This window comes from Adhaeribacter swui (assembly GCF_014217805.1).
GTDB classification, from domain to species: domain Bacteria; phylum Bacteroidota; class Bacteroidia; order Cytophagales; family Hymenobacteraceae; genus Adhaeribacter; species Adhaeribacter swui.
Map to the genome: position 1 here is coordinate 2454819 of NZ_CP055156.1, position 20848 is coordinate 2475666.

At 45.7% G+C, this 20848-nt stretch carries 21 protein-coding genes and 1 riboswitch; of the genes, 9 read left to right on the forward strand and 12 right to left on the reverse strand.

From position 1 onward, the window contains the following. Nucleotides 1–41: 41 nt before the first annotated feature. From HUW51_RS10690 to HUW51_RS10710, 6 genes are all read left to right on the forward strand, one after another. Complete coding sequence (locus tag HUW51_RS10690; protein WP_185274022.1) at nucleotides 42–464, forward strand: GNAT family N-acetyltransferase; 423 nt, start codon at nucleotides 42–44, stop codon at nucleotides 462–464. Nucleotides 465–496: 32 nt separating this feature from the next. Beyond that, nucleotides 497–1057, forward strand: a complete 561-nt coding sequence (locus HUW51_RS10695; protein ID WP_228466999.1) for an NADPH-dependent FMN reductase — start codon at nucleotides 497–499, stop codon at nucleotides 1055–1057. 126 nt (nucleotides 1058–1183) lie between these two features. Then, on the forward strand, nucleotides 1184–1489 hold the full coding sequence (locus HUW51_RS10700; RefSeq protein ID WP_185274024.1) for a hypothetical protein: 306 nt from the start codon (nucleotides 1184–1186) through the stop codon (nucleotides 1487–1489). Next, on the forward strand, nucleotides 1489–1863 hold the full coding sequence (locus tag HUW51_RS10705) for a magnesium citrate secondary transporter (protein ID WP_185274025.1): 375 nt from the start codon (nucleotides 1489–1491) through the stop codon (nucleotides 1861–1863). The genes HUW51_RS10700 and HUW51_RS10705 overlap by 1 nt, the downstream gene beginning before the upstream one ends. 22 nt (nucleotides 1864–1885) lie before the next feature. Beyond that, complete coding sequence (locus tag HUW51_RS24745; RefSeq protein WP_262891328.1) at nucleotides 1886–2014, forward strand: hypothetical protein; 129 nt, start codon at nucleotides 1886–1888, stop codon at nucleotides 2012–2014. After that, nucleotides 1999–2406, forward strand: coding sequence for a GNAT family N-acetyltransferase (locus HUW51_RS10710; protein ID WP_185274026.1), 408 nt, complete (start codon nucleotides 1999–2001; stop codon nucleotides 2404–2406). The genes HUW51_RS24745 and HUW51_RS10710 overlap by 16 nt, the downstream gene beginning before the upstream one ends. Nucleotides 2407–3151: 745 nt before the next feature. On the opposite strand, the gene HUW51_RS10715 is transcribed toward HUW51_RS10710, so the two are convergent. After that, nucleotides 3152–5389 carry a B12-binding domain-containing radical SAM protein gene (locus tag HUW51_RS10715; protein WP_185274027.1) on the reverse strand — a complete coding sequence of 746 codons (2238 nt, stop codon included), beginning with the start codon at nucleotides 5387–5389 and terminating at the stop codon, nucleotides 3152–3154. A gap of 97 nt (nucleotides 5390–5486) precedes the next feature. Next, a complete protein-coding gene (locus tag HUW51_RS10720; protein ID WP_185274028.1) occupies nucleotides 5487–6389 on the reverse strand; it encodes a LysR family transcriptional regulator in 903 nt (300 codons plus the stop codon). Nucleotides 6390–6517: 128 nt separating this feature from the next. On the opposite strand from HUW51_RS10720, the gene HUW51_RS10725 reads away from it, so the two are divergent. Next, nucleotides 6518–7240, forward strand: a complete 723-nt coding sequence (locus HUW51_RS10725) for a class I SAM-dependent methyltransferase (RefSeq protein WP_185274029.1) — start codon at nucleotides 6518–6520, stop codon at nucleotides 7238–7240. A gap of 353 nt (nucleotides 7241–7593) precedes the next feature. Here HUW51_RS10725 and HUW51_RS10730 read toward each other — a convergent pair whose 3' ends face one another. From HUW51_RS10730 to HUW51_RS10745, 4 genes are all read right to left on the reverse strand, one after another. Beyond that, entirely contained in the window at nucleotides 7594–8529 is a 936-nt protein-coding gene (locus HUW51_RS10730) for a cation diffusion facilitator family transporter (protein ID WP_185274030.1), read from the reverse strand. A 179-nt stretch (nucleotides 8530–8708) separates the two neighbouring features. After that, entirely contained in the window at nucleotides 8709–10127 is a 1419-nt protein-coding gene (locus tag HUW51_RS10735; RefSeq protein ID WP_185274031.1) for a hypothetical protein, read from the reverse strand. An 846-nt stretch (nucleotides 10128–10973) separates the two neighbouring features. After that, on the reverse strand, nucleotides 10974–11540 hold the full coding sequence (locus tag HUW51_RS10740; RefSeq protein ID WP_228467001.1) for an AraC family transcriptional regulator: 567 nt from the start codon (nucleotides 11538–11540) through the stop codon (nucleotides 10974–10976). A gap of 107 nt (nucleotides 11541–11647) precedes the next feature. After that, on the reverse strand, nucleotides 11648–11923 hold the full coding sequence (locus tag HUW51_RS10745) for a hypothetical protein (RefSeq protein ID WP_185274032.1): 276 nt from the start codon (nucleotides 11921–11923) through the stop codon (nucleotides 11648–11650). 209 nt (nucleotides 11924–12132) lie between these two features. Between HUW51_RS10745 and HUW51_RS10750 the strand changes: the two genes are divergently transcribed. Further along, entirely contained in the window at nucleotides 12133–12411 is a 279-nt protein-coding gene (locus tag HUW51_RS10750) for a hypothetical protein (protein ID WP_185274033.1), read from the forward strand. A 177-nt stretch (nucleotides 12412–12588) separates the two neighbouring features. Here the strand turns inward: HUW51_RS10750 and HUW51_RS10755 are convergent, their stop codons facing one another. The 3 genes from HUW51_RS10755 to HUW51_RS10765 form a co-directional block, all read right to left on the reverse strand. Further along, complete coding sequence (locus tag HUW51_RS10755) at nucleotides 12589–13677, reverse strand: YncE family protein (protein ID WP_185274034.1); 1089 nt, start codon at nucleotides 13675–13677, stop codon at nucleotides 12589–12591. Nucleotides 13678–13755: 78 nt separating this feature from the next. Then, nucleotides 13756–15711 (reverse strand): TonB-dependent receptor plug domain-containing protein, encoded by a 1956-nt coding sequence (locus HUW51_RS10760; RefSeq protein WP_185274035.1) that lies wholly within the window; start codon nucleotides 15709–15711, stop codon nucleotides 13756–13758. 66 nt (nucleotides 15712–15777) lie between these two features. Then, a riboswitch (cobalamin riboswitch) is annotated at nucleotides 15778–15980 on the reverse strand. A 635-nt stretch (nucleotides 15981–16615) separates the two neighbouring features. Beyond that, complete coding sequence (locus HUW51_RS10765) at nucleotides 16616–17149, reverse strand: DUF4136 domain-containing protein (RefSeq protein ID WP_185274036.1); 534 nt, start codon at nucleotides 17147–17149, stop codon at nucleotides 16616–16618. 134 nt (nucleotides 17150–17283) lie between these two features. Here HUW51_RS10765 and HUW51_RS10770 point away from each other — a divergent pair, with 134 nt between their 5' ends. Further along, entirely contained in the window at nucleotides 17284–17886 is a 603-nt protein-coding gene (locus HUW51_RS10770) for a DNA-3-methyladenine glycosylase (protein WP_185274037.1), read from the forward strand. A gap of 391 nt (nucleotides 17887–18277) precedes the next feature. Here HUW51_RS10770 and HUW51_RS10775 read toward each other — a convergent pair whose 3' ends face one another. From HUW51_RS10775 to HUW51_RS10785, 3 genes are all read right to left on the reverse strand, one after another. Next, the gene (locus HUW51_RS10775; protein WP_185274038.1) at nucleotides 18278–19405 is read right to left on the reverse strand and encodes a multinuclear nonheme iron-dependent oxidase; all 1128 of its coding nucleotides are present in this window, start codon (nucleotides 19403–19405) and stop codon (nucleotides 18278–18280) included. Nucleotides 19406–19438: 33 nt separating this feature from the next. Next, on the reverse strand, nucleotides 19439–19612 hold the full coding sequence (locus tag HUW51_RS10780; RefSeq protein ID WP_185274039.1) for a chryseobasin-related MNIO class RiPP peptide: 174 nt from the start codon (nucleotides 19610–19612) through the stop codon (nucleotides 19439–19441). A gap of 338 nt (nucleotides 19613–19950) precedes the next feature. Then, complete coding sequence (locus tag HUW51_RS10785) at nucleotides 19951–20808, reverse strand: oxidoreductase (RefSeq protein ID WP_185274040.1); 858 nt, start codon at nucleotides 20806–20808, stop codon at nucleotides 19951–19953. Nucleotides 20809–20848 lie beyond the last annotated feature (40 nt).

The window sequence follows — 20848 nt, forward strand, 5'->3', positions numbered from 1 at the left end:
CTTCTCATTACCCGTTTTTTAAATTTTTAGCTTTTTCATACATGTCCAGCCCGCTCATAGTCTACCGCACCGGCAACGATTTAGATTTAAACGAAGTAATAGCTCTGTACGAAGCCTCCACGCTCGGCAAACGCCGCCCGATGCAGGACCGCGCCCGGATGCAGGCCATGTTGCAACACGCCAACCTGGTTATAACGGCCTGGGCCGATGCGCAACTCGTAGGCATTTCGCGGGCCCTGTCGGATTTTGCTTTTGTTACCTACTTATCTGATCTAGCCGTGCATCGCGATTTTCAGAAGCAAGGCATTGGCAAAGAATTAATCCGGCAAACGCAATTAGTTGGCGGGCCACATGCCAAAGTTATTTTGTTGGCGGCTCCAGCGGCCGAACAGTATTATCCGCACATTGGGTTCTCGCATCATCCGCAAGCCTGGATGTTAAGCGGAGATGCCTTGGTTAAATAGCTGGCAATTGTTGAAATTAATTGATGCAAACCGTGAGAAAGAAAATTCTGGCGATTTCGGGAAGTACCAAGAAAAACTCTTCCAATGAAGCGATTATTCGATTTGTGGCCAATTCTCTGCAGGAAGAAGCCGATGTTCAGTTGTTTAACAGCATCGATCAATTGCCGCACTTTAATCCAGATTTAGACCATGAAGCGCCGCCCGCTGGAGTGGCAGATTTCCGGCGGCAGATTCAGGAGGCGGATGGCGTATTAATCTGCACGCCCGAGTACGTTTTCAGTTTGCCCGGCAGTTTAAAAAATGCCCTGGAGTGGAATGTTTCTACCACTAATTTCTCGAACAAGCCGGTGGCTATTATTGTGGCCGCTGCTTCCGGCGAAAAAGCTATGGAATCGCTCGCTTTAATTCTAACCACCATAGAAGCTCGACTGCCGGAAGAATCTAAGCTTTTAATCAAAGGTGTAAAAGGAAAAATCAACGCGCAAGGTGAGATTCAGGATGCGGCCACCATTCGCCAGATCGAAGCCTTAACCGCCTCTTTCATGCGAACTATAAATGCCGCAAACGAAATCCCGACCAAGTACCAGATGTAATAAATAAACGAATTTGCCTTAGTTTATCCCTGAAAAAAGCCAGCAGAAATAATTAAATTTAAAAAATTAACTCAGAGCTAAAAATTAGTTTTACTTTCATTCGTTTACATATTACTCTTCAGAAGAATGGCATTTGGGTCGACTAAAAAATGCAAGAATTGCGGAAAGTGGTCGCATTGGAACCAGCAGGTGAACGACACCTGCGAGTTTTGCGGTCATTTGCTCGATGAAAAAGCCTTTCTGGCGCAGGCTAAATCCGAGGCAGAAGCCAATGAGAAAAAGCCTAACCAGCTTAACATGGAGCTAATTAAAATTTACCCCACCGATTCCTTATTCGTGAAAATGGGTAAGCGGGTGGTGCAGGCCGTTCAAATTTCGTTTATTGCTATTATTTCTTTTATCCTCTGGTTTTTAACCATGCTCGCCGGCTAATGCAAATCTTACGTAATCCTATTTTCTTGATTTCGGCGGGCATTTTCTGGATCACATATACGCTGGAATATTTTAAAATTTTTACGTGGCCTTTCGTGCATTATTACCTCGACGATGTGTTGGCTATGCCGGTTATTTTAACTTTAACGGTGGCGGTACAACGCCAATGGATTTACCGCAACTCGCAGTACGTGCTTTCTAAAACGCAGGTAATTTTTGCGGTGGTGTATTTAAGTATTTGGTTCGAAGGTGTTTTACCGGCTTTATCCGATAAATACACCCGCGATGCTTGGGATGTAGTAGCGTATGTAGCCGGAAGTTGCTTATTTTATAAATTTATAAACCGCCCCATATCCGTATCTTTGCCGCATTAAAACAAGATTTACTACTCCATCATTGAAAAAAACAGTTACTCTCCGCCAGGCTAACAGACCGGATGCCGAATTACTAGCCCGGCTTAGCTGGCAATCATTTGAAGAAGCATTTGGCGCCGATAATACCCCGAAAACATGGCCGCTTTCCTAAATAAACATTTTACCCCGGAAGCAGTTGCCATTGAATTAGCCGAACCTGCCTGTGAATTTTACATTGCCGAAATGGCTGACGAACCGGTGGGTTATTTAAAAATTGAGTTCCCGGCTTTAAATACCCAGGTGCCTTTTGCCAATCCATTAAAAATTAACCGGCTGTATTTGCTGCGGCAATACTTAGGTATGGGCCTCGGCGACCAACTCATGCATTTCAGCGTTGAAAAAGCAAAATTACTGGGCTGCGATGCCGTCTGGCTCACCGTTTGGGAGCACAACCCCCGCGCTATTTCTTTCTACCAAAAATGGGGCTTCTACCAGGCCGGCACCGATGATTTTACCCTAGGCGACGACATCCAGTTGGACTACCTCATGGTAAAATCGCTGTAATGGTTTAATAAGACTTGGCTGTAAGTTATATTTTAAACTTTTTCGGATTACAAATCCGAACGTTTGGGCGAACGAGATTTGCAATCCCGTTCAGCATTCTTTTAATACTTATTCTATTTTGATTATCTGATTGTAAAACCACAATAATTTAAAAAATCACTGTTGTAAGCCATAATTAAAAAGTGAAAGTTACGGAAGTAACTTCCGCGCCATAGTGAAAGTTTCCCAACTATACAAAGTGCCGCAGCTAAGCGCGATTGACACCAGTTTGGCTCTTTCGGGCCTTCTAAGGTTCCGGTACGAGCAAAGGAAGCTTAGAAGGCCCGAAAGAGCCAAACGAGGCCAGTCGGCCATGAGGCAAACTCAGCCCGTTCAAACTAGATAGCACCGCAGCCTGGAGACGGGAACCGGCTCCAAGTAATAAAGGTAAAATACTAAATTTTAAAAAATTACTTTTTAGCAGCTCGCTACAGCCGATGCGGGTTCCGGCTAAAGCCGGAGTAAAGTCACAGACTTTACATTATAAATAGGCACAAGTTTGAAAACTTGCGCCAGAGAAAGAGCCTGGAGACTTGAAAAGACTCCAAAGAACTAAAAGAAAGCAATTACAAAAGCAGATATGCCAGGCAGGAGACTGGCCCTTGTCCAAAAGTCACCAGTAATGCTAGGCTAAACACAGGCACCCGTTTGATAGAGATTTGAAAATGATTCTAAAAGATAGCAGTCAGAATTCAAGAACAACGCTTTAGACCAACAATAATCCTTTCTCCCGAAGCAAAAACCAGGTCGGCGAAATCAAAAACTCCGAAAACGTAAGTCCTGCCTGTTGCGGAAACCGCTGCGCCAAATCTTTTAACCGAACGGGATTAACCGCATCGCAACTTACCTGCGCGAGCATTTCTACTAACCATCGCCCAATTACGGCCGTCGTTTTAATTTGAAAATCTTCGGCTTTTTCGTAGAAAGTAAGCACGGCTCTTTCGGTTTTTTTACCTTTTTTAACGAGAGTAAGTACTTCCATTTCCGGCGAATTGCCCAGCCAAAGCACGCGTAAGTTTTGTTTTTCGCTGTCGGGTTTACCAGGAGTCGCAATGGCTTGCTCAATTAAAACCGGACTGACAGTAGGACGTTGCACTTTAAAATCGAACCAGAAAGAAAGCGGTTCCTCCAGGCCAATGCCGTGCATGTAGTTATAAATGGCCTTAGCTAAGCCCGCGCCAAATAACTCGTGGTCGCAGCCCTGCGGGTCGTCGTGCCATAAATCGTTGTGGGCAAAATTACCGGCCGGCGGACCAATCTGGCGTACGCCGTACTTTTCGGGGTTTTTACCCACCGGGCTGTGCGCCGTCATGGAAAAGCGGTGCCAGAACCCCGATTGAATCACATTATGCAAAAACAACTGCCGCACCACTTCTAAAGAATCAATGGTTTCCTGGGCGGTTTGGGTCGGGAAGCCGTACATGAGGTACGCGTGCACCATAATGCCGGCTTGAGTAAAGCCCTCGGTTACCCGGGCTACCTGCGCAATGGTAACCCCTTTTTCCATTTTGGCCAGCAACCGATCCGAAGCTACTTCTAAACCACCCGAAACCGCAATGCAACCCGAAGCGGCGAGCAACCGACAGATATCCGGCGTAAAAGTTTTTTCGAAGCGGATATTTCCCCACCAGGTTATTTTTACCCCGCGCCGGATTAACTCGATGGCTAAATCCCGGAGGGCCAAAGGCGGTGCAGCTTCATCCACAAAATGAAAACCGGTTTGGCCAGTTTGCGCCACAATGGACTCAATGCGGTCTACTAACAAGGTAGCGGGAGCGGTTTCGTAGCGGGCAATATAATCCAGGGTAACGTCGCAGAACGAGCAACGCTTCCAGTAACAGCCGTGCGCCACGGTTAATTTATTCCAACGCCCATCGCTCCAGAGCCGGTGCATGGGGTTCATCACCTCAATTACCGATAAGTATTTATCTAAAGGCAAATCAGCGTAATCCGGGGTGCCTACTTCGGTGTGCGGGATGTTGGCATCCTGACAACCGTTTATGTATTTGACCTCACCCGCTTCCCGCAGGAAAGTACGTTGCAGTAGCTCTTTTGGCCGGTTACCCTGCAAATGCTCCAGCAGTTTTAACCACGGACCTTCGCCATCGTCGAGGGTTACAAAATCAATAAAATTAAAAAAACGGGGTTCATTCAAACTACGCAGTTCCGTATTGGGGTAACCACCACCCATGATGGTTTTTACTGCCGGGTATTGTTGTTTAATGTACTGGGCACAGCGCAAAGCGCCGTATAAATTACCCGGAAAAGGCACTGAAAAACCCACTATATCGGGTTTTACCTCCGCCAAACGTTCTGCCAATATTTCTAACAACAGTTCATCCACCAGGTTCGGTTTCTCATCTAAAGCCGTTTGCAACGGGTTAAAAGACGTGGCTGATAAAGCTAGTTTTTCGGCGTAGCGGCTAAAGCCAAAGTACGGGCAGATGGTTTCTTTAATTAAATCGCCGAGATCTTCGAGGTACAGCGTGGCTAAATGACGGGCTTTATCGTTAATGCCCATGGCGCCGAAGGCAAATTCTAAATCGCCGATTTGGTCAAAGCGCGAAGCTTCGGGTAAAAAGCCGTTGTAGCAAATTTGCTGAGCCAGCGTGGTGTCGGTGTTTTGCAAAAAGCGGATCGTAGGCTCAATGGTAGCCAGGTAAAACCGCTTTAAGCGCAGCATGCGTTTGCAGTTGTCCGAAAGCGTTAGGTTTTGCTGTTCAATGGCGTTAAAAACCCGCGTAAGGCCGGTCCGCGAAAAAAGTTTTAAAACCAGTTCAATGCCAAAATCGGCTTGCGTAACCGGATAGTGGTATTGCTGCAAAAAACCTTTAATGTACGCCGTAGCCGGGTAAGGCGTGTTTAATTGCGTGAGCGGCGGCGTAATAAGTAAGATTTTAGGTGCTGGTAACAAAGTTTCGGGCTTAGTGCAGGTAAAGAACATCCGCGAACCCGCAGAAGTTTACCCGGCGCAAAATTACTGCTTTCATGGGCAATATTATATCGGTTGGTTGTTTACTAATGAATAAAAATATATGCGATTACTCCACCGGATTGGGCAGGTTAAACTTGGCGGTAAATTGCTGAATAAACCAATCGGTAACTGCATTCGAGGCGGCGGGCTTGTAGGCCAATACCACTTCGGTAGAAATGGGTATTTCTTTTAAATCGTAATATGCGAGTTTTAAAAATGGATACTGCTCCTGAACCGAAGCCGGCACAATAGAAACGCCCATACCGCTCTCGACTAGTCGTAAAATAGAATGGATGTTATTAGCTTCGTGGGCCACCTCCGGCGTAAAACCCAACCGATGGCAAATTTCTACTAACTTTCGGTAGTAGTCGGGCGCGTAATCCTGGTTAAAGAAGATAAACGGCTGATTTTTTAAAAATTTGCCTAATGTATCTGTGCCCGTCAAGGTTTGTGCGTTGGCCGGCATCACCACCGCAAAAGGATCCTGAAACAAATGAATAATTTTTAAATTTTCGGAGTTTACGGGTGTCCGCATAATGCCCACGTCCAGCTTACCTTCTTCCAGCGCCCGGATTTGCTTTACGGTGGGTACTTCGTACAAGCGGGTTTTGGCGAAGGGGAAAAAAGTGGGCAGTTCTTTTAAAATGGGTACCAAATGTTGTTGGTAAGTAGAACTGATGTAGCCAATCCGGAGCGGGGTATGTATAGCCCCTTGCATTTGCTTCACCAGGTTTTTGCTTTCTTCGAGGTGCGAGAAGAGCGCATCGATTTCTTTTTTAAAAAATTGGCCAGCCCGGGTGAGGCTAACCTGTTTATTGCTGCGCGTAAACAAAATTACCCCCAACTCCTCTTCTAGTTCTTTTATTTGCCGGCTCAAAGGAGGCTGGGAAATAAACAGCTTATTAGCAGCTTTCCGGAAATGCAGTTCTTCGGCTACCGTTTTAAAATAAAGCAAATGGCGTAACTCCATTCCGTATGATACCTGTAAGGTATGGTTTGTTGATAAAAATGATACTTTACAAATATCGTTGGTGGCTATAGATTTGCCAAAAAGATAAGGCCGGAAGCCGAATAAATCATGAATAACCCCGATGAACAATGGAACAAAATGTAAAACCTAAATCCACCGTAGCGGAAATACGGGAACGATTTGACCAGGACGTGGAGCGATTTTCTAATCTGGAAACTGGTCAGCAATCGACCGTAGATGCCCCGATTAGTTTAGAATTAATTACCGAGGCGGTAAAGTACGCTACGCTGAAAGCTTCGCGCTTGCTGGACATTGGCTGTGGGGCAGGCAATTATACTTTAAAGCTCCTAAGCAAAATACCCAACATGCATTGTACTCTGGTAGATTTGAGCCAACCCATGCTCCAGAAAGCCCAGGAAAGAGTAAGCGCTGCTACTACCGGCACCGTGGAAACAAAACAAGTTGATGTGCGGGATTTAGATTTACCGGAAAACTTTTACTGTACCATTTTGGCCGGTGCGGTGCTGCACCATTTACGCACAGACGAAGAATGGGAAGCAGTTTACACCAAATTGTACCAAACCTTAAAACCGGGTGGCACCTTCTGGATTTCGGATTTAATTACGCACGAGGCAACGCCGATTAATAAGTTAATGTGGGATAAGTACGCCGATTACCTGGAACAACTAGGAGGCATTGCCTATAAAGAGAAAGTCTTGGCTTACATCGAGAAAGAAGATTCGCCCCGTTCTTTAACCTATCAGCTTGAGTTATTAAAAAAAGTAGGTTTCCGGTATACGGAAGTGTTACACAAAAACGGTTGTTTCGCCGCTTTTGGGGGAATCAAGTAGATAAAAAATCAACTGAGATACGAACTTTACCTCATATTTACCGTGCTTTCGAGTTAATAGAATTAAAAACAGCACTATTTTGCTTATTCCACAATGTCATTCAGGAGGAACCTATTTGGCTACGTAGCTAAATAGTTTTCTTCTGAATGACGAAAATAAATGAGAAAAAGCCATGTAAAAGTATCCTTCTAGCAAGTACTTCTGTTTGGTGTTTGCATCAAGCATTGCCCATCTCGAATCTTTATTTTTTAATTCAGGCGACACTTACATTTACAATAGTTTCTGAAGAATACAGAATTCCCGTTAAAGCGTCTGGAAACTTCGGCTAATTCTAAGAAATTTAAAAAATAACTTTAATGAACGTGTTCGCAGGTTTGCTCGCAGACGGGTTGGTTCACTTTTTCAATCTGGATGGTAGCGTGGTTAATCTGGTGATGGTGGGCTAGTTCTTCCCGGATGTGCGCCAGTAAGGTATCGGAGGTGTTTTCCTGTACTACCAGGTGAGCCGTAAGCGCATTTTCGGTGGTGCTCATGGCCCAGATGTGCAAATCGTGCACGTTTTTTACGCCCGGGAAATTGGTTAATAATTGCCGGATAGCCGGTAAATTAACGCCGCTGGGTACCCCATCCAGGGATAATTTTAAAGATTCGGTGAGCAAACTCCAGGTACTCCACAAAATGACCACAATAATCACTAAGCTAATCACGGAATCTACCCAGAACCAGTTGGTATAGTAAATGGTAACGCCCGCTAGCACTACCCCCAACGACACCAGCGCATCGGCAGCCATGTGCAGGTAAGCGCCTTTTACGTTTAAATCTTTGTCTTTATCGCGCAAAAATAGCAAAGCCGTGCCGGCATTCACCAGAATACCAATGCCCGAAACGTACGCGATGTACTGACCGCCTATTTCCTGCGGTTGCCCCAATCGCTGAAAAGCTTCCCAACCAATCGCTCCTACAGCTACCAATAGTAATACCGCATTAAACAGCGAAACCAGCGTAGTCGATTTTTTAAAGCCATAAGTATAATCGTCGGTGGCTTTTTTGGTGGCTAACCGAGTCGCGAACAAAGCCAAAATCAGACTGGCTACATCACTTAAATTATGACCCGCATCGGTGAGCAGAGCCAGCGAGTGCAGCCAAAAGCCGGTAGCCGCTTCCAGAACCACGAAAACTATATTCAGGGCAATACCTATTACAAACGCCCGCGTTAAATTGGTAGGCACTTCGTGGTGATGGTGATGGCCGCCTTGGGAGTGATCGTGGGAGTGTGAGTGGGAATGCATAGGTACTAGTTATCGGTTATTCGTTGTTAGTTTTTTCCGGAAGTCCTTACTAAGCTATAGTATAATAACGAAATTAAAGAACAACCTGGATTAAGTTACCGGTAAATTTTAAAAAATGCCTGCTTGTAGCAGGTAAACCAAATAATTTTAAAAATTTAGTTTACCTGCCGCTTAATTTTTTAATGCATGCGCATCAGTGAAGGATTTATCCGCAAATAAACTTCACCGGATACGGGCACCTTGCCGTAAATAGGTTTTAATTGGTTGCCAGGTGCGTACACGCTGCCTTGTACTCCTATGGTTAAGTCGGTGTTCCATTGCTGGGCTACTACGCGGCTTACACCTAAGGTTAAGGCGTGCACATTAAAAATTTCGTCGTGCTCAAACTGTTCTAAACTTAGTTCTTCGGGGGTTTTCTGAATCCATTCGTAGCGGCCGTAAATGCCGGTTTTGTTTAGTTGCAGGTTACTTTCGGCCAGAACAGAATGTTCCCGGTGGTCGTGGCCGGCATCGTTTAAGCCCCACACCAGCGCCGACGTGATGTGCTTACGATCACCCAGCATTTTGCTGTGTAATATTGATGCGGTGGTGCGATCCACGTTGGTTTCGGGTTCCAGGGCTTCCGGCGAATGAATAAAACCCCTGGATACCTGCAAGGCTAAACTGCGGGTAGGGTTATAAGATAAACGGTACGAATACGAGTCAAACAGCGGCTTATCGATGCCGTAACGATTTTCGTTGGGTTCACGGCCAGTAAAGCTGGAGCCTTCCAGTTTCCAGTTTTTGTAACGCACGCCCAGGGTAGCTACGCCAAAAGTAATGTGGGTGGCATCCTGCCAGTGGTGGCCCAACACCGCATCGGGGTTGTTAAAGCTGGAAATCCGGTGCATAAACGCCACTGGGCCCAAAGCTGGTTCGCCGGGTAAACCAAAGTAAGCGGTTACATCTACGTCCGGACTAACCTGGTGGGTGTAGGCCACCGATAATTCCGAGAAAAGATCGTGGGGGTGTTGCCGGTCTACGAGCCGCTGGCCTTTATACGTTTCGCCGGACTGAAATAACAAAGGGTAGCCTTGTTTGCCTTCGGTAATAGGGTCCAGCGATAGCATGGCGTTAAAGTTAAACAAGCCGCGTTTACCTACCGGCCTTTGAATCATGGCCATAAACCAGTTGGATGCATCCAATTTGCTATCGCCCCGGTTACCCGCGTTAAACAAATCCTGGTTGGTGTAGCGCAAATATACACTCCCGTGAAACATCATGTTCCAGTTGCCGGCGTGCTTCATGTACATATACATGGGCGTTTCGTCGGGGTTCCAGGCAGTACCGGAGCCGTTCCGGTTCATGGGTAAACTGCGCGAAAACGCGTGCGTCATGGCGGGCATATTGTGCATGCCGCCTGGCATCATGCTGCTGTGCTGGTTATGGTTGGCCTGGGTGGTATCGGTGCCAGCCTGATGGTTGTGCATCATACCATGATGGTGTTGGTGTGTAGTATCGGTAGCGGGTTGAGCCTGGTGCTGCTCATGCTGCGCCTGCAAAGGCAAGCTATTCAACGCCAGTAGAGTAAAAGTAGTTATTAAGGTATTCTTGAACATAGGAATAAGCATTAATTCTGTTGTAAAATTAACGCTGCTCCGGCGCAAGAGTTTAACACAATTCAGGCAACGATGTATAAAATCCGGGTTCTATTGGATTTTAAAGAATGTTGTATGTGAGTAACTAGAATAAAGCAATATTTGTTACGGTTATTCTTTGGAGCCTGTTCCAGCCTCCAGGCGCTGGTGCTATCTAGTTTGACAAGTAACCAGTTTGCCTCATGGCCGGCGGGCCCCGTTTGGCTCTTCCGGGCTGGTCTAAGCTTGTTTTGTTCGTTCCTCACAATGCCTCGTGCCTCGGCACCACAACCTTAGAAGGCCCTTCACAGCCAAACTGATGTCGTTTATACTTAGCCTCGGCTTTTCTGACCCATCCTTAATAGAATTTAGAGTATAAAACTAAAATTTATTGGCTACTACCAATTTCTAGACTTTAGAAAGTAAACTTTCTACCTATGTTTCTCTCTTCCGGATTAAACTGTAGCTAAAAGCAAAGACATCAGTTTGGCTGTGGAGCACCTTGTGGACTTCCAGTGCCAAGGCACAAGGCATTCCCAGGAGCAGTCGAGGAAAGGTAAAAGTAGGAATAGCGGCATTTCCTCCCCTGTTTTTAGGGGAGGTCCCGCAGGGGGAGGGGTTTAGAGGTCCGTCGGCCAGGAGGCAAACTGGTTACTTGTCAAACTAGATAGCACCACTGCATGGAGACGGGAACCGGCTCCAAAAATCAACCAGGAGAGAATTTAATTACCAGTTAAGACGATGATAGCTTTTCTTCGTCTGGTACTAAATAGCACTGACCAAAAGCTAGTAATATCTGGTACTCCGAATTTCTAATTTTTAAAAAATCTAGCCAATAGCATCCAAAGGCGTACGGGTGGGTTGCAGGGAGTTTTTGTACTCACTTACCGATTGACCCGTAATCTTTTTAAATTGATTAGATAAGTGCTGCACACTGCTGTATTGTAGTTGGTGGGCAATTTCGCTCAGAGTTAATTGTCCGTAGGATAACAGCTCTTTTACCCGCTCAATTTTTAACAGAATAAAATATTTTTCGATGGTGAGAGGTTCCAGGCGCGAAAATACTTTGCTCAGGTAAGAATAATCAGTATCCAGTTTTTCGGCTAAATACACCGAAGTAGTAACAGGCTGGTAGGCCGTTTCGAAATGCTGCAAATAATCGATTAAGGTATTTTTAATTTTTTCTACTAACTGCCGGTCCCGATCGAGCAAAAGAGTAAAACCTTCGGGTTGCAAGGCCGCATCAATCTTAGTTAAATCCGGGTGGCCCGACACCTCGGCATAACCCAATTGTACCTCATTTACCTGTAAGCCTTGTTCCTGTAAAACCCGGGTAACCGTGCTGATGCAGCGCGGGCAAACCATGTTTTTAATATGTAAGGTAGTTGTTTCCACAGGAGTAAAATCTTGCTTTAATGATTATACGATAATATAGGGCAACCAGGTAAAAGGGGATCTAATACTAATTTAAAACCTAGAATACCGGCAATTGTTTATACCGCTTAGCGCAGCCAGCGATTAAATACGTTATTAACCAGCGGAATAATGCCCAATACGGTAGCGCTAATCAACAGGAAAATAACAAAAGTGGCGCTGAATAAGCGTTTAAAAAAGCCAGGCGGAAAACCAAAAACGTACAAAATTAAAGCCGTGGCGATAAAAAAACTGACAAGAAAAATAATTAGAATTTGTCGCCGTAATCCGGCCTTATCAAATAATGGCCGGCTTTTACGGGCAGATTTTTTTACAGCGGCTTTCGGCACGTTTTGCTTTCTCATCTGATTGGGTTTTACGGTTGGGGCAAATAAACCGCGTACAAAAATAAGATTTTCCGGTAGGATTTGCCTTTGTCCGGATTTTTAAATTAAACCAAAACAATATCCCTTTAACCATTCAACCCGGCTGCCGTACATAACCGAACGAGCCCGGTAAGCCTTTGTTTTACTTGTTGCCGGGTTAAATTAAGCTTCACTCAATATAACAGACTATGAAAAAAATACGGCAAACCATGCACCAATTTGGTTTAGTACTGGTATTCGGAGCAGCGCTCAGTTTTTCGGCCTGCAGTACCGGCACCAAAGAAGGTGATACTAATGTAGAAGAAGGCAGTGCCAAAGATAAAGATCCGGAAAATTTAAATATCCAGGAAACCGATTCGGTGGGTCGACCTGATAGCCTGGACATGGATAAAAATGAAACCTACCAAAAAGTAGACCCCGATAACGGCGCCCGCGATGCCGATAACGACGGCAAAGTAGATCAATAATAAGAAAATTTAAAAAATAAACCCGCCAGAAAGTACAATCTGGCGGGTTTATTTTTATGATGGATGCGCCTGAAGAAAAAGGACACATTTTATCTTAAACTGAATATCTAAATAGAGGATATTCAGTTTAAGATTGATTTAAAATCCAGCGTCTAATATCTTGGTTGTAGAGCCTTTTTACTTAAAAACAAATTCACTCGGTCCAACGCTTACGGTAAACGAATCGACAGCCGCCCCGTTCGGGTTAAAACGCACTACTTTGCCACCGGCAGCAAAGCCACCGGCATCGGCGCCATAAATTAAATTATCTGCCGGGTCTACGCCAATGCCGTAAAAGTTCCGGTTAATAAAAGGAGTAGCCGTTAAGGTAGTAGCCGAAATATCTTGCTGGTAAACTTTGCCCCCGTACTGGTAATACACTTTGTTGCCGGCGCCGTTCGCCACTAAATCGTCCGGCGACAAAACTTTAGAAGTAAAAGTTAAAGTGGCTTCTACGGCGTTGGTTGTGGGGTTAAGACGCACTAAGCTGCCCGGCTTACTGGTATTTTCGTCGATGGAGTAATCGGGGTTATAATTTTTCTCGCCACCGCACAACACCCACAATTTCTTATTCGCATCTACTACCAAACTGTTCGGCGAGGCATCTACGGTAATAGTGGTTTCCACGGCATCCGAAGTTGGGTTTATAACCGAAACGGTGTTTCCGCCGGAGTTAATTACGTATACTTTATTATTAACCAACGCTAGCTTTTCAGGCAGACTCCCAACGGCAATGGTTTTGGTTAAGGTATTCGTGGCTAAATCAATCACGGAAACCCGGCCGTTGCCGCTAAAGCTTACCCACTCGGTAACATAGCCTTTGTTATTGGCCACTACCATGTACCGGGGCAGTTGCAAATTATTGATTACCCCCAGCGATTTAAACGTATTGGCATCGGCAATTTCTATTTTGTTGCTGTTATTTACTACCACGTAAGCCTTGTCGTTGTTTACGGTTACCGATTGCACCACATCGCCCAAGGGCCGGTTGTTTTCCGTTAGAAAAACATCGGCTACTACGGTTTTATTTTGTTTATCGATAAAGCTGATGGCGCCGTTCCCTTGCTGAAAATTGCCTTCGTTTACCACCAACACGCCCGATTCGTAAGCGCCTTTAGGTGGAGTAACCGTGCTGCCCGAATCATCGTCCTGGCAGCTGCTTAAAAAAATACTGCCCGCCAGGTAAATTCCCATAATAAAAGACCGGTTTAATAAATTTTTGTTCATAGTAAATGGATTAAATAAAATAAGTAAAGGTTTGGGGTTTGTGAAAAGAGAAAAATTTAAAAAAAGATGAGGCAGCTTTTAATTTAAAGTAAACCGGACGCTTAGATTGTAATTCCGGCCAGGCATAGCGTAATACTCCAGGTTTTGGTACACTTTGTTAGTCAGGTTATTTACCCGACCAATTACCTGAAACCGGGTTTTATGGTATTGGATGGTTTTACCACCATAAATAGTAAGCAAGCCGTAAGTTGGCAACGAACGGGTGTTTTCGGCGGTGGTGTACCGTTGGCCAGTGAGCTGGTAATTAGTTGTAAACAACCACGATTTATAAGTTACATCGGCGTAGGCGGTAGCGGTGTGGTAAGGCACGTAAATTAGTTGCTTGCCGGTAGGTTCCGCCGAACTGCCGTACGATTCCTGTTGCCGGGAGGAAGTATAGCCGTAATTAAAGCCCGTAGTAACTTTACCTGTCCGGAGCAGCCACGAAGCCTTGCCGGATGCCTCCGCTCCGCTAGCTAATACTTTTTTTAAATTTTGGGGCGACCATACGCCCGTGCCCGCTGCCGGCAGCCATTGAATCCAGTTTTCGACCTGCATGCGGTAAGCGGTTACTTCGGTTTCGGCGGTGAATATTCCTTGCTGGTATTTGTAAGCCAGGCCGGTTTCGTAGTTGTAGCTGTTTTCGGGTTTTAAAGTTGCGTTGCCCGTGGGCCAGTAGCGGTCGTTTAGTGTAGGCACCCGGTAGCCCCGCGAAACGGAGCCTTTCCATCCCAGCGTATAATGGTTGCGCATAAATACATCCAGGGTAAAGCCGGCAGTAGGCGCCAGCGGCGGATTAAAGCCCGTAACAAATGCTTGCCGTAGATTTAAATTCAAGTGCAGAAAATCCAGGGGATCGTAGCGAAACAAAAGAAAACCGGAAGCGCGGGTTTCGTTTACTTTTTGCCCGTAGCCATCTACATCACCAGTAAAATATTGCAGTTCGCCGCCCGCATCTACGTTTATTTTCTTGGCCAAGATAAAGTTTTGCTCGCCTTGAATTTGGTACGTATTTACCGCAGTTTCGGAATTGGTATTATCGTCGCGGTAGCGCATGTAATCGGCAAAATAAGCCCCCCGGATAGCCGTTAAGCCTAATTTACTGTGGTGGTTCCATTCGCTCATAAGCCGCCAGTTGCGGTTTGCCCGCTGGGCGTGTGTATTGGCGGCTACCATGTTGGGCTGCGATTGATTGTCGCTATCGGTGTACCAGTTCCGGATAGCCAAAGTATTGCGGGTATTCAGGCGCAGGTGCAGGTTAGTTGTAAAACCTAATTGGTACAAGGCGGCGTTTTCCTGGCACTGGTCCGGCGCCCCAAATTGCGTGATATTTTTAAATTTAAAGTTGTTTTGCGCCTCGCGGCGGAAAAAGCTGGTTTCTACGCTTACTTTTTTAGTGCTGTACTGGCCGGCTAATTGGCTAAAATACGAGTTAAAGCTTCCTGCATCTTGCTGGGCCTGCAGTTGCCAACCCGGCTGCCAGTTAGTTCTGGATGATAAAATAACGGCTCCACCAATGGCGCTGGTGCCAAAGTTAGCCCCACCCGAACCGTGCTGTAATTGCACGCCCTGTATGGCCGTAAGCGGAATTATCGAAAAATCGGCTAGCCCCAGCGTAGGTAAGTTAATGTTAAACCCGTTCCAGAGCACCGCCGTTTGGCTGGCCGAGGTACCCCGAAACGAAATAGTAGACAGCATGCCGTTGCCGTAGGTTTTTAAGTAAACCGGCGTACGGCTCTGCAAGGCATCCGAGAGCGAAGCAGCGTTGTTTGTTTGCAGATACGAAGAATCGAGTTGCGTTTCGCGGGAACCCAGGGTATAGCGCGGATGGTGTTGCCCAATAATCTGTACCTCGGCCAAATCTTCGCCGGTTAAGGTATCCGGAGTAACCTGCGCCCGCGCCGCCGGCATAAGCAGCGTGGCGGCTAAGAAAATTTTAAAAAAAACTACTACGCGCATCTTTCCCCCGTCCGAATAAAATCCGTCGGGGTACATAGGCGCAGCAAGAAAGTGTAATCTTCGTTCATCTGTCTGGCTCTTAGCTTTTTACCCGAAAGCATGTGACAATAAATAAAATTGGCAGGTCTCCTGGCTTTCTTCGGTTTGTTTGGCCTTCCCATTCTGCTTACAGAACAGTGGCAAAAGGAGTAAACAACCTTTTTAAAGAAGATTACAGTTGCGGGAACAGCTCAGGTATTACACCTGATTCCCTTTTAAGGCTTGCTTGCGGTTGCAGGCAGGCCACCAATCCGGCACAAAGATAAGTAAAAGTTTAAGATTAACTATTCTGGACGAAATGCAGTTGTTTTAAGTAAGAGTAAGGTTAGCGGATGATCGTGGTTTGGTTAAATTTTTAAAATTTTGCTTTTCAGCTTTGAGTGCACTTGTTTATCCTGGTTATGAGGAGAGACCGCTCTTGCGAACTCCTCTTGTTGTACTTAGAGTTAGCGCAGCGCTCTAAGTACTTTGGGACAGCCAATCTCTGATTGGCGTTCACCAAAACTCCCCAATACGCCAATCAGGAATTGGCTGCACAAAAAAATGCGGAGAGACCGCTCTCGCGAACTCTCCGCATAACCAAATTTTGTCTAGAAGCTGGTTGTGAAGACACAACCAGCGGCACAAGTAGTAGAACAATTAAACGTAAGACGTAACCATTAGAACCGCCCATTGGCAGTGTCTCCACTGCCAATCTTTGCACGAACTTCCGTATTTAGCTTATATTCCATCCAAGGAAAGTGACTTCACTGCGAGAAGCTGGTTGTGAAGATGCAACCAGCGGCGGGTTCCAACTTTTAAACCAGTAATATGAAATATAAACTCCAGGATCGCCCAAGGCAGTGTCTTCACTGCCCTTGGGCGAAAGTCCTGATACTTGCTACTTATATCTTACTACCCATTATAATTTACTAAACAACTTGGTAACCCCGGCGTTTACTTCTTTTTCCAGGGCAGCATCTTTTTTCGGGATAATGCCTTCCATGGTGCCTTGCCATACCAGTTCGTCTTTGCTGGGGTCCACGAGGTGCACCGAAACCGTGCCTTGGCGGTAGCGGCCTACTTCTACTTGCTGACTTTTCCAGGAATAACGGCGTTGTCCGATGTATTTAGGCGCATCCGTCCGGAAGTCGGTTTGGCGGGTTTGTACTTTTTCGGTGGTAACAATGCCCAGGTTAATAAGTAAATCCGGGTTAGTGGGCGCTAGCGTTAATCCTTTGGCCGTTAATTGTTGCTGGATGGCGTTTTTTAGTATGGCAATGCGGTTGTTGTACTGTGCATCTACGGGTTCGCCGTTGTTGGTAACTTCGTAAAAGTTAAAGGTTTTGTAATTGGTTAAGGTAAAATTATCGGTTGCTTCTATGTTCGAGACGCGGGCCGCGCTGCAACCCCATAAGCCAGTTAAAACTAAAAGAACAAAAAATATATTTTTCATAGCTTTATCAATCAGAATAAAACAAAACGGACGTATCTGGCTTTAATACGAAATTGCCCGAGGGAGTTTGCCGAATAAATACGGAATCCAGAAATGGGAAAATTTAAAAAAGCAGATGTAGCGTAGTTCTAAGTATGACCAAACTTTCAAAAGCATTTTACACGCGCCCGGATGTGGTGCAAATTAGCCGGGAGCTGATTGGAAAATACATTTTTACCCGAATCGATGGCGTATTAACCGGTGGCAGAATAGTAGAAACCGAGGCGTATTGCGGCGAAAACGATATGGCCTGTCATTCGCACAGCGGCCGCCGGACCGCCCGCACCGAAATCATGTTTCAGGAAGGCGGCGTGGCCTACGTGTATCTAATTTATGGCATTTACTGTTTGTTTAACATTATCACCAACGTGGCCGAAAAAGCCGATGCCGTGTTAATCCGGGCCATTGAACCCACCGAAGGTATTCCGGAAATGCTGTTGCGCCGCAACCACACCCAGGTTACACCCAAACTTACCGCCGGACCGGGCCTGGTTACTTTGGCCTTGGGAATATCTAAAAAACACTACGGTACCGATTTAACCAGTGATTTAATTTGGCTGGAAGATCGTGGTGAAACAATACCGGAAGATCAGCTAATTGCGAGCCCACGGGTAGGCGTGGATTATGCCGGTGAAGATGCTTTACTACCCTGGCGTTTCCGACTAAAAAACAGCCGCTGGACCAGCAAGGCTAAGTAAATTAGAATTAAAAAGTCGTTTGTGAAGATACAAACGACGGCAGGTGCGACGGCACATGGGGCTTAGTAAAACAAAATTTTGAAGGAGTGGGTGTTTGCTTAATCAACAGCATTGCTTGTGGGCAGTGCTTTCACGGCCATCTTTTGAGTAGGTCTTGAAAATTTAAAAATAGTTAAGGGTAACCTTTAAAGAAGGGAAATAATTTTAAAATTGCTTCTTACACGAAGAAAAATGAACCGCCCTGGTGGTGTCTTCACCAACCAGCTATGCCCAAAACTAGAGGCGGTTTACGAGGAAAAATGCGGCAGGAATAGTTTTGAATTTAATGAAACCATTCCATACAGCTTATTACTATTCTTTTTGATAATGACTAAAATATAAGCATTAGTCTTTACATCTTCCATTTGCGGGCAATGTTGTGCGCCGTTTCGATCATGTACGGTTCCCAGGTTTCAATCTGCCAATCGGAGTGGGCGAGCGATGAGGTTTGCAGCCTCTGGATGGCTTCTTCGGCTGAACTTGCATTTTCTAAAATACGGGATAAATGTACTTGCTGGGCTGCTAAAGTTTTATCTTCTATGGGGTGCTCTGCGATGCTGAGCGACAACGGAAGGAAATCTTTAGCCGGATTAGTTCTTAATTTCTGGTTCTTTCGCTGGAGAATAGCCTCCATTTTTAAAAAGTCGGCATAAAACAATTGCTTGCTTTCTTCGCTTTTCAGAGCGTTGCCTAATTGTTCCAGTACCACAAATTTCAGGTTAGGGCATTTGTCAATGGTTTGCGCTAACAACGCAAATACTTCTTCCGGTACAGCTTCGTCGTGGGTATCTCTTCTGATTTGGCGGTTAGGTTCTATGGCGGAGCTTTCCCAGCTACCGCCCGAAATATGAATTTCCCGGACTCTATCCAGCGGATACAGATTGACAATCTCGTCGTAAGAAGCCCGGAAGTTATGCAGTTGGCAATACAGGTTATGTAAATCCAGGATGATAAATCCGTTAACCGGCGTAATAAGCTGCGCTAAAAACTGCCCGTGTTGCTTTACTTCGTCGAGAGAATAAGAAAAAGCCAGGTTCTCCAGACCAACCGGGCATTTACAGGCATCTTGGATCCGGGCGAGCCGGTCCTGGCCAATGGCTAAGGTGCTGGCGGAGTAAGGAATGGGCAGGGGAGCGCCATGGTGAAAATTTTGTCCGGTCATAAAGCCAAAATGTTCGGTAATGTGATCGAAAGTATATTGACCCGAAAGCTCCCGGAGGTGCTGCAGCCAGTTTTGCTGGTTCACGCTCCACTGCCCCGAGAACAACGAAAAATACACGCCATGGCCAATCAGCCGGCCGGCCTGGCCGTAGGTTTGTAATAATTCCGAAAACCAGGCGGGTATTTGGGGCGTGCGGAATAAAGTATCAAACGACCATTCAATGGCCTCTACCTTGCCAGCCGCAAATAAAGGCAAGGCAGCCGCCAGAATATCCACATCTAAGTTACAAGCTACCGCAGCTAAAATTTTTTCCGGCACAGCTTAGCGAATTTTCGGGGTTAGTAAAAAACATTAACCCATGCCGCAGCCCGGGCAATTTCCTGGGTCGCTTTTTTCGGGAGTTTTGCTGGTTTTTTCTTTTTGGGTTTTAGGTCCGGGTAGTTCGTTTTTATCGGAGCAACTGGTGGTGGTTTGCACGGTTATGCCCAATAAAATGGCACCGAGTAGAGCTTTTGGCAGTTCCATATTTTTAAATTTTAAAATTTTGCTTGTAGTAAGTGGTACTAATTTAACACCAGTGATTTATGCCCGCTGGGCTAATACTTTACTGACCCGGAAGAGTTAACTTTGGTTGCATGCCTTACAAAATTTATTTCGTTGAAAGTAAGCCGGGTAATTTCAGCTAAGTATAAGTAGGATAATAAATTATGGGCATTGTTTCGGTGGAGCCTGTTTAGCTACGTAACTAAATAGATATCTCCTGGATGACACAGAAAAAAGGCTCGAAACATTTGCTTCGAGCCTTTTTTCTGTATTTAACTTAATTTGAAAACGCCATAAAATTTAAAAATTGGCGGGTATAATTAAGCTTCTACGGCAAAATCTACGGATTGGCTCACGGGAGCCCATTGCGCGAATTCGGCTTGTAGCGCGTATAGTTTGTTCGTGGCTAGTTCCAGGGCGTCGCTGCCCAGTAGCAAATGCAGCGGCGGGTTTTCTACTTGGGCGGCATTAATAATAGCGGCTACGGCTTTCTCGGGGTCGCCGGGCTGGTTGCCGTTAATTTGTTCCTGGTGTAACCTTTGCATTTCGCGGGTACTTTGGTACTTGGGCAATTGTTTTTTTGCCGTTACCACGGAGCCAGCTTTTAAGAAATTTGTGCGGATATAACCCGGCAGCACCGCGGTAACTTTAATGTTAAAATCTTTCACCTCCATAGCTAATGCTTCGGTAAAACCAATTACGGCAAATTTGGTAGCGCAGTAAATGCCAAAACCCGGATAATCGCCGGACATGCCCGCTATAGACGAAATATTAAAAATATGCCCGAAACCTTGTTGGCGTAAATGCGGCAAGGTGGCCCGGATAATGTTTAAAGACCCAAACACGTTTACGTCGAAATTCTGGCGGGCTTCCTGGTCGGATAGTTCTTCCAGGCTACCAATTAAGCCGTAACCGGCGTTGTTTACCACGTAATCAATCTGGCCAAAAGTTTCGATTGTTTGGGCAATGGCTTGCGTTACGCTGGCTTCATCGGTAATATTCAGGGCCAAAGGTAAAAAGCTATTGTGGGTACTACTTATGGCTTGCTGCAATTGATCCAGATTCCGAGAGGTGGCCGCTACCCGGTATCCTTGCTCTAATAATTGCCGGGTAAGCGAAAGACCGATTCCCTGCGACGCTCCCGTAATAAACCATACTTTGTTCTGTTGCTTGTTCATAGCGTAATTGTTTTTTTGTACAGTACAAAATTAGCTACCC

What these genes read in the sequence shown, in the direction of transcription:
- HUW51_RS10690 (WP_185274022.1), top strand. Translation starts at nt 42, where the DNA reads ATGTCCAGCCCGCTCATAGTCTACCGCACCGGCAACGATTTAGATTTA.
- HUW51_RS10700 (WP_185274024.1), top strand. Translation starts at nt 1,184, where the DNA reads ATGGCATTTGGGTCGACTAAAAAATGCAAGAATTGCGGAAAGTGGTCG.
- HUW51_RS10705 (WP_185274025.1), top strand. Translation starts at nt 1,489, where the DNA reads ATGCAAATCTTACGTAATCCTATTTTCTTGATTTCGGCGGGCATTTTC.
- HUW51_RS10710 (WP_185274026.1), top strand. Translation starts at nt 1,999, where the DNA reads ATGGCCGCTTTCCTAAATAAACATTTTACCCCGGAAGCAGTTGCCATT.
- HUW51_RS10715 (WP_185274027.1), bottom strand. Translation starts at nt 5,389, where the DNA reads ATGTTCTTTACCTGCACTAAGCCCGAAACTTTGTTACCAGCACCTAAA.
- HUW51_RS10720 (WP_185274028.1), bottom strand. Translation starts at nt 6,389, where the DNA reads ATGGAGTTACGCCATTTGCTTTATTTTAAAACGGTAGCCGAAGAACTG.
- HUW51_RS10725 (WP_185274029.1), top strand. Translation starts at nt 6,518, where the DNA reads ATGGAACAAAATGTAAAACCTAAATCCACCGTAGCGGAAATACGGGAA.
- HUW51_RS10730 (WP_185274030.1), bottom strand. Translation starts at nt 8,529, where the DNA reads ATGCATTCCCACTCACACTCCCACGATCACTCCCAAGGCGGCCATCAC.
- HUW51_RS10735 (WP_185274031.1), bottom strand. Translation starts at nt 10,127, where the DNA reads ATGTTCAAGAATACCTTAATAACTACTTTTACTCTACTGGCGTTGAAT.
- HUW51_RS10745 (WP_185274032.1), bottom strand. Translation starts at nt 11,923, where the DNA reads ATGAGAAAGCAAAACGTGCCGAAAGCCGCTGTAAAAAAATCTGCCCGT.
- HUW51_RS10750 (WP_185274033.1), top strand. Translation starts at nt 12,133, where the DNA reads ATGAAAAAAATACGGCAAACCATGCACCAATTTGGTTTAGTACTGGTA.
- HUW51_RS10755 (WP_185274034.1), bottom strand. Translation starts at nt 13,677, where the DNA reads ATGAACAAAAATTTATTAAACCGGTCTTTTATTATGGGAATTTACCTG.
- HUW51_RS10760 (WP_185274035.1), bottom strand. Translation starts at nt 15,711, where the DNA reads ATGTACCCCGACGGATTTTATTCGGACGGGGGAAAGATGCGCGTAGTA.
- HUW51_RS10765 (WP_185274036.1), bottom strand. Translation starts at nt 17,149, where the DNA reads ATGAAAAATATATTTTTTGTTCTTTTAGTTTTAACTGGCTTATGGGGT.
- HUW51_RS10770 (WP_185274037.1), top strand. Translation starts at nt 17,284, where the DNA reads ATGACCAAACTTTCAAAAGCATTTTACACGCGCCCGGATGTGGTGCAA.
- HUW51_RS10780 (WP_185274039.1), bottom strand. Translation starts at nt 19,612, where the DNA reads ATGGAACTGCCAAAAGCTCTACTCGGTGCCATTTTATTGGGCATAACC.
- HUW51_RS10785 (WP_185274040.1), bottom strand. Translation starts at nt 20,808, where the DNA reads ATGAACAAGCAACAGAACAAAGTATGGTTTATTACGGGAGCGTCGCAG.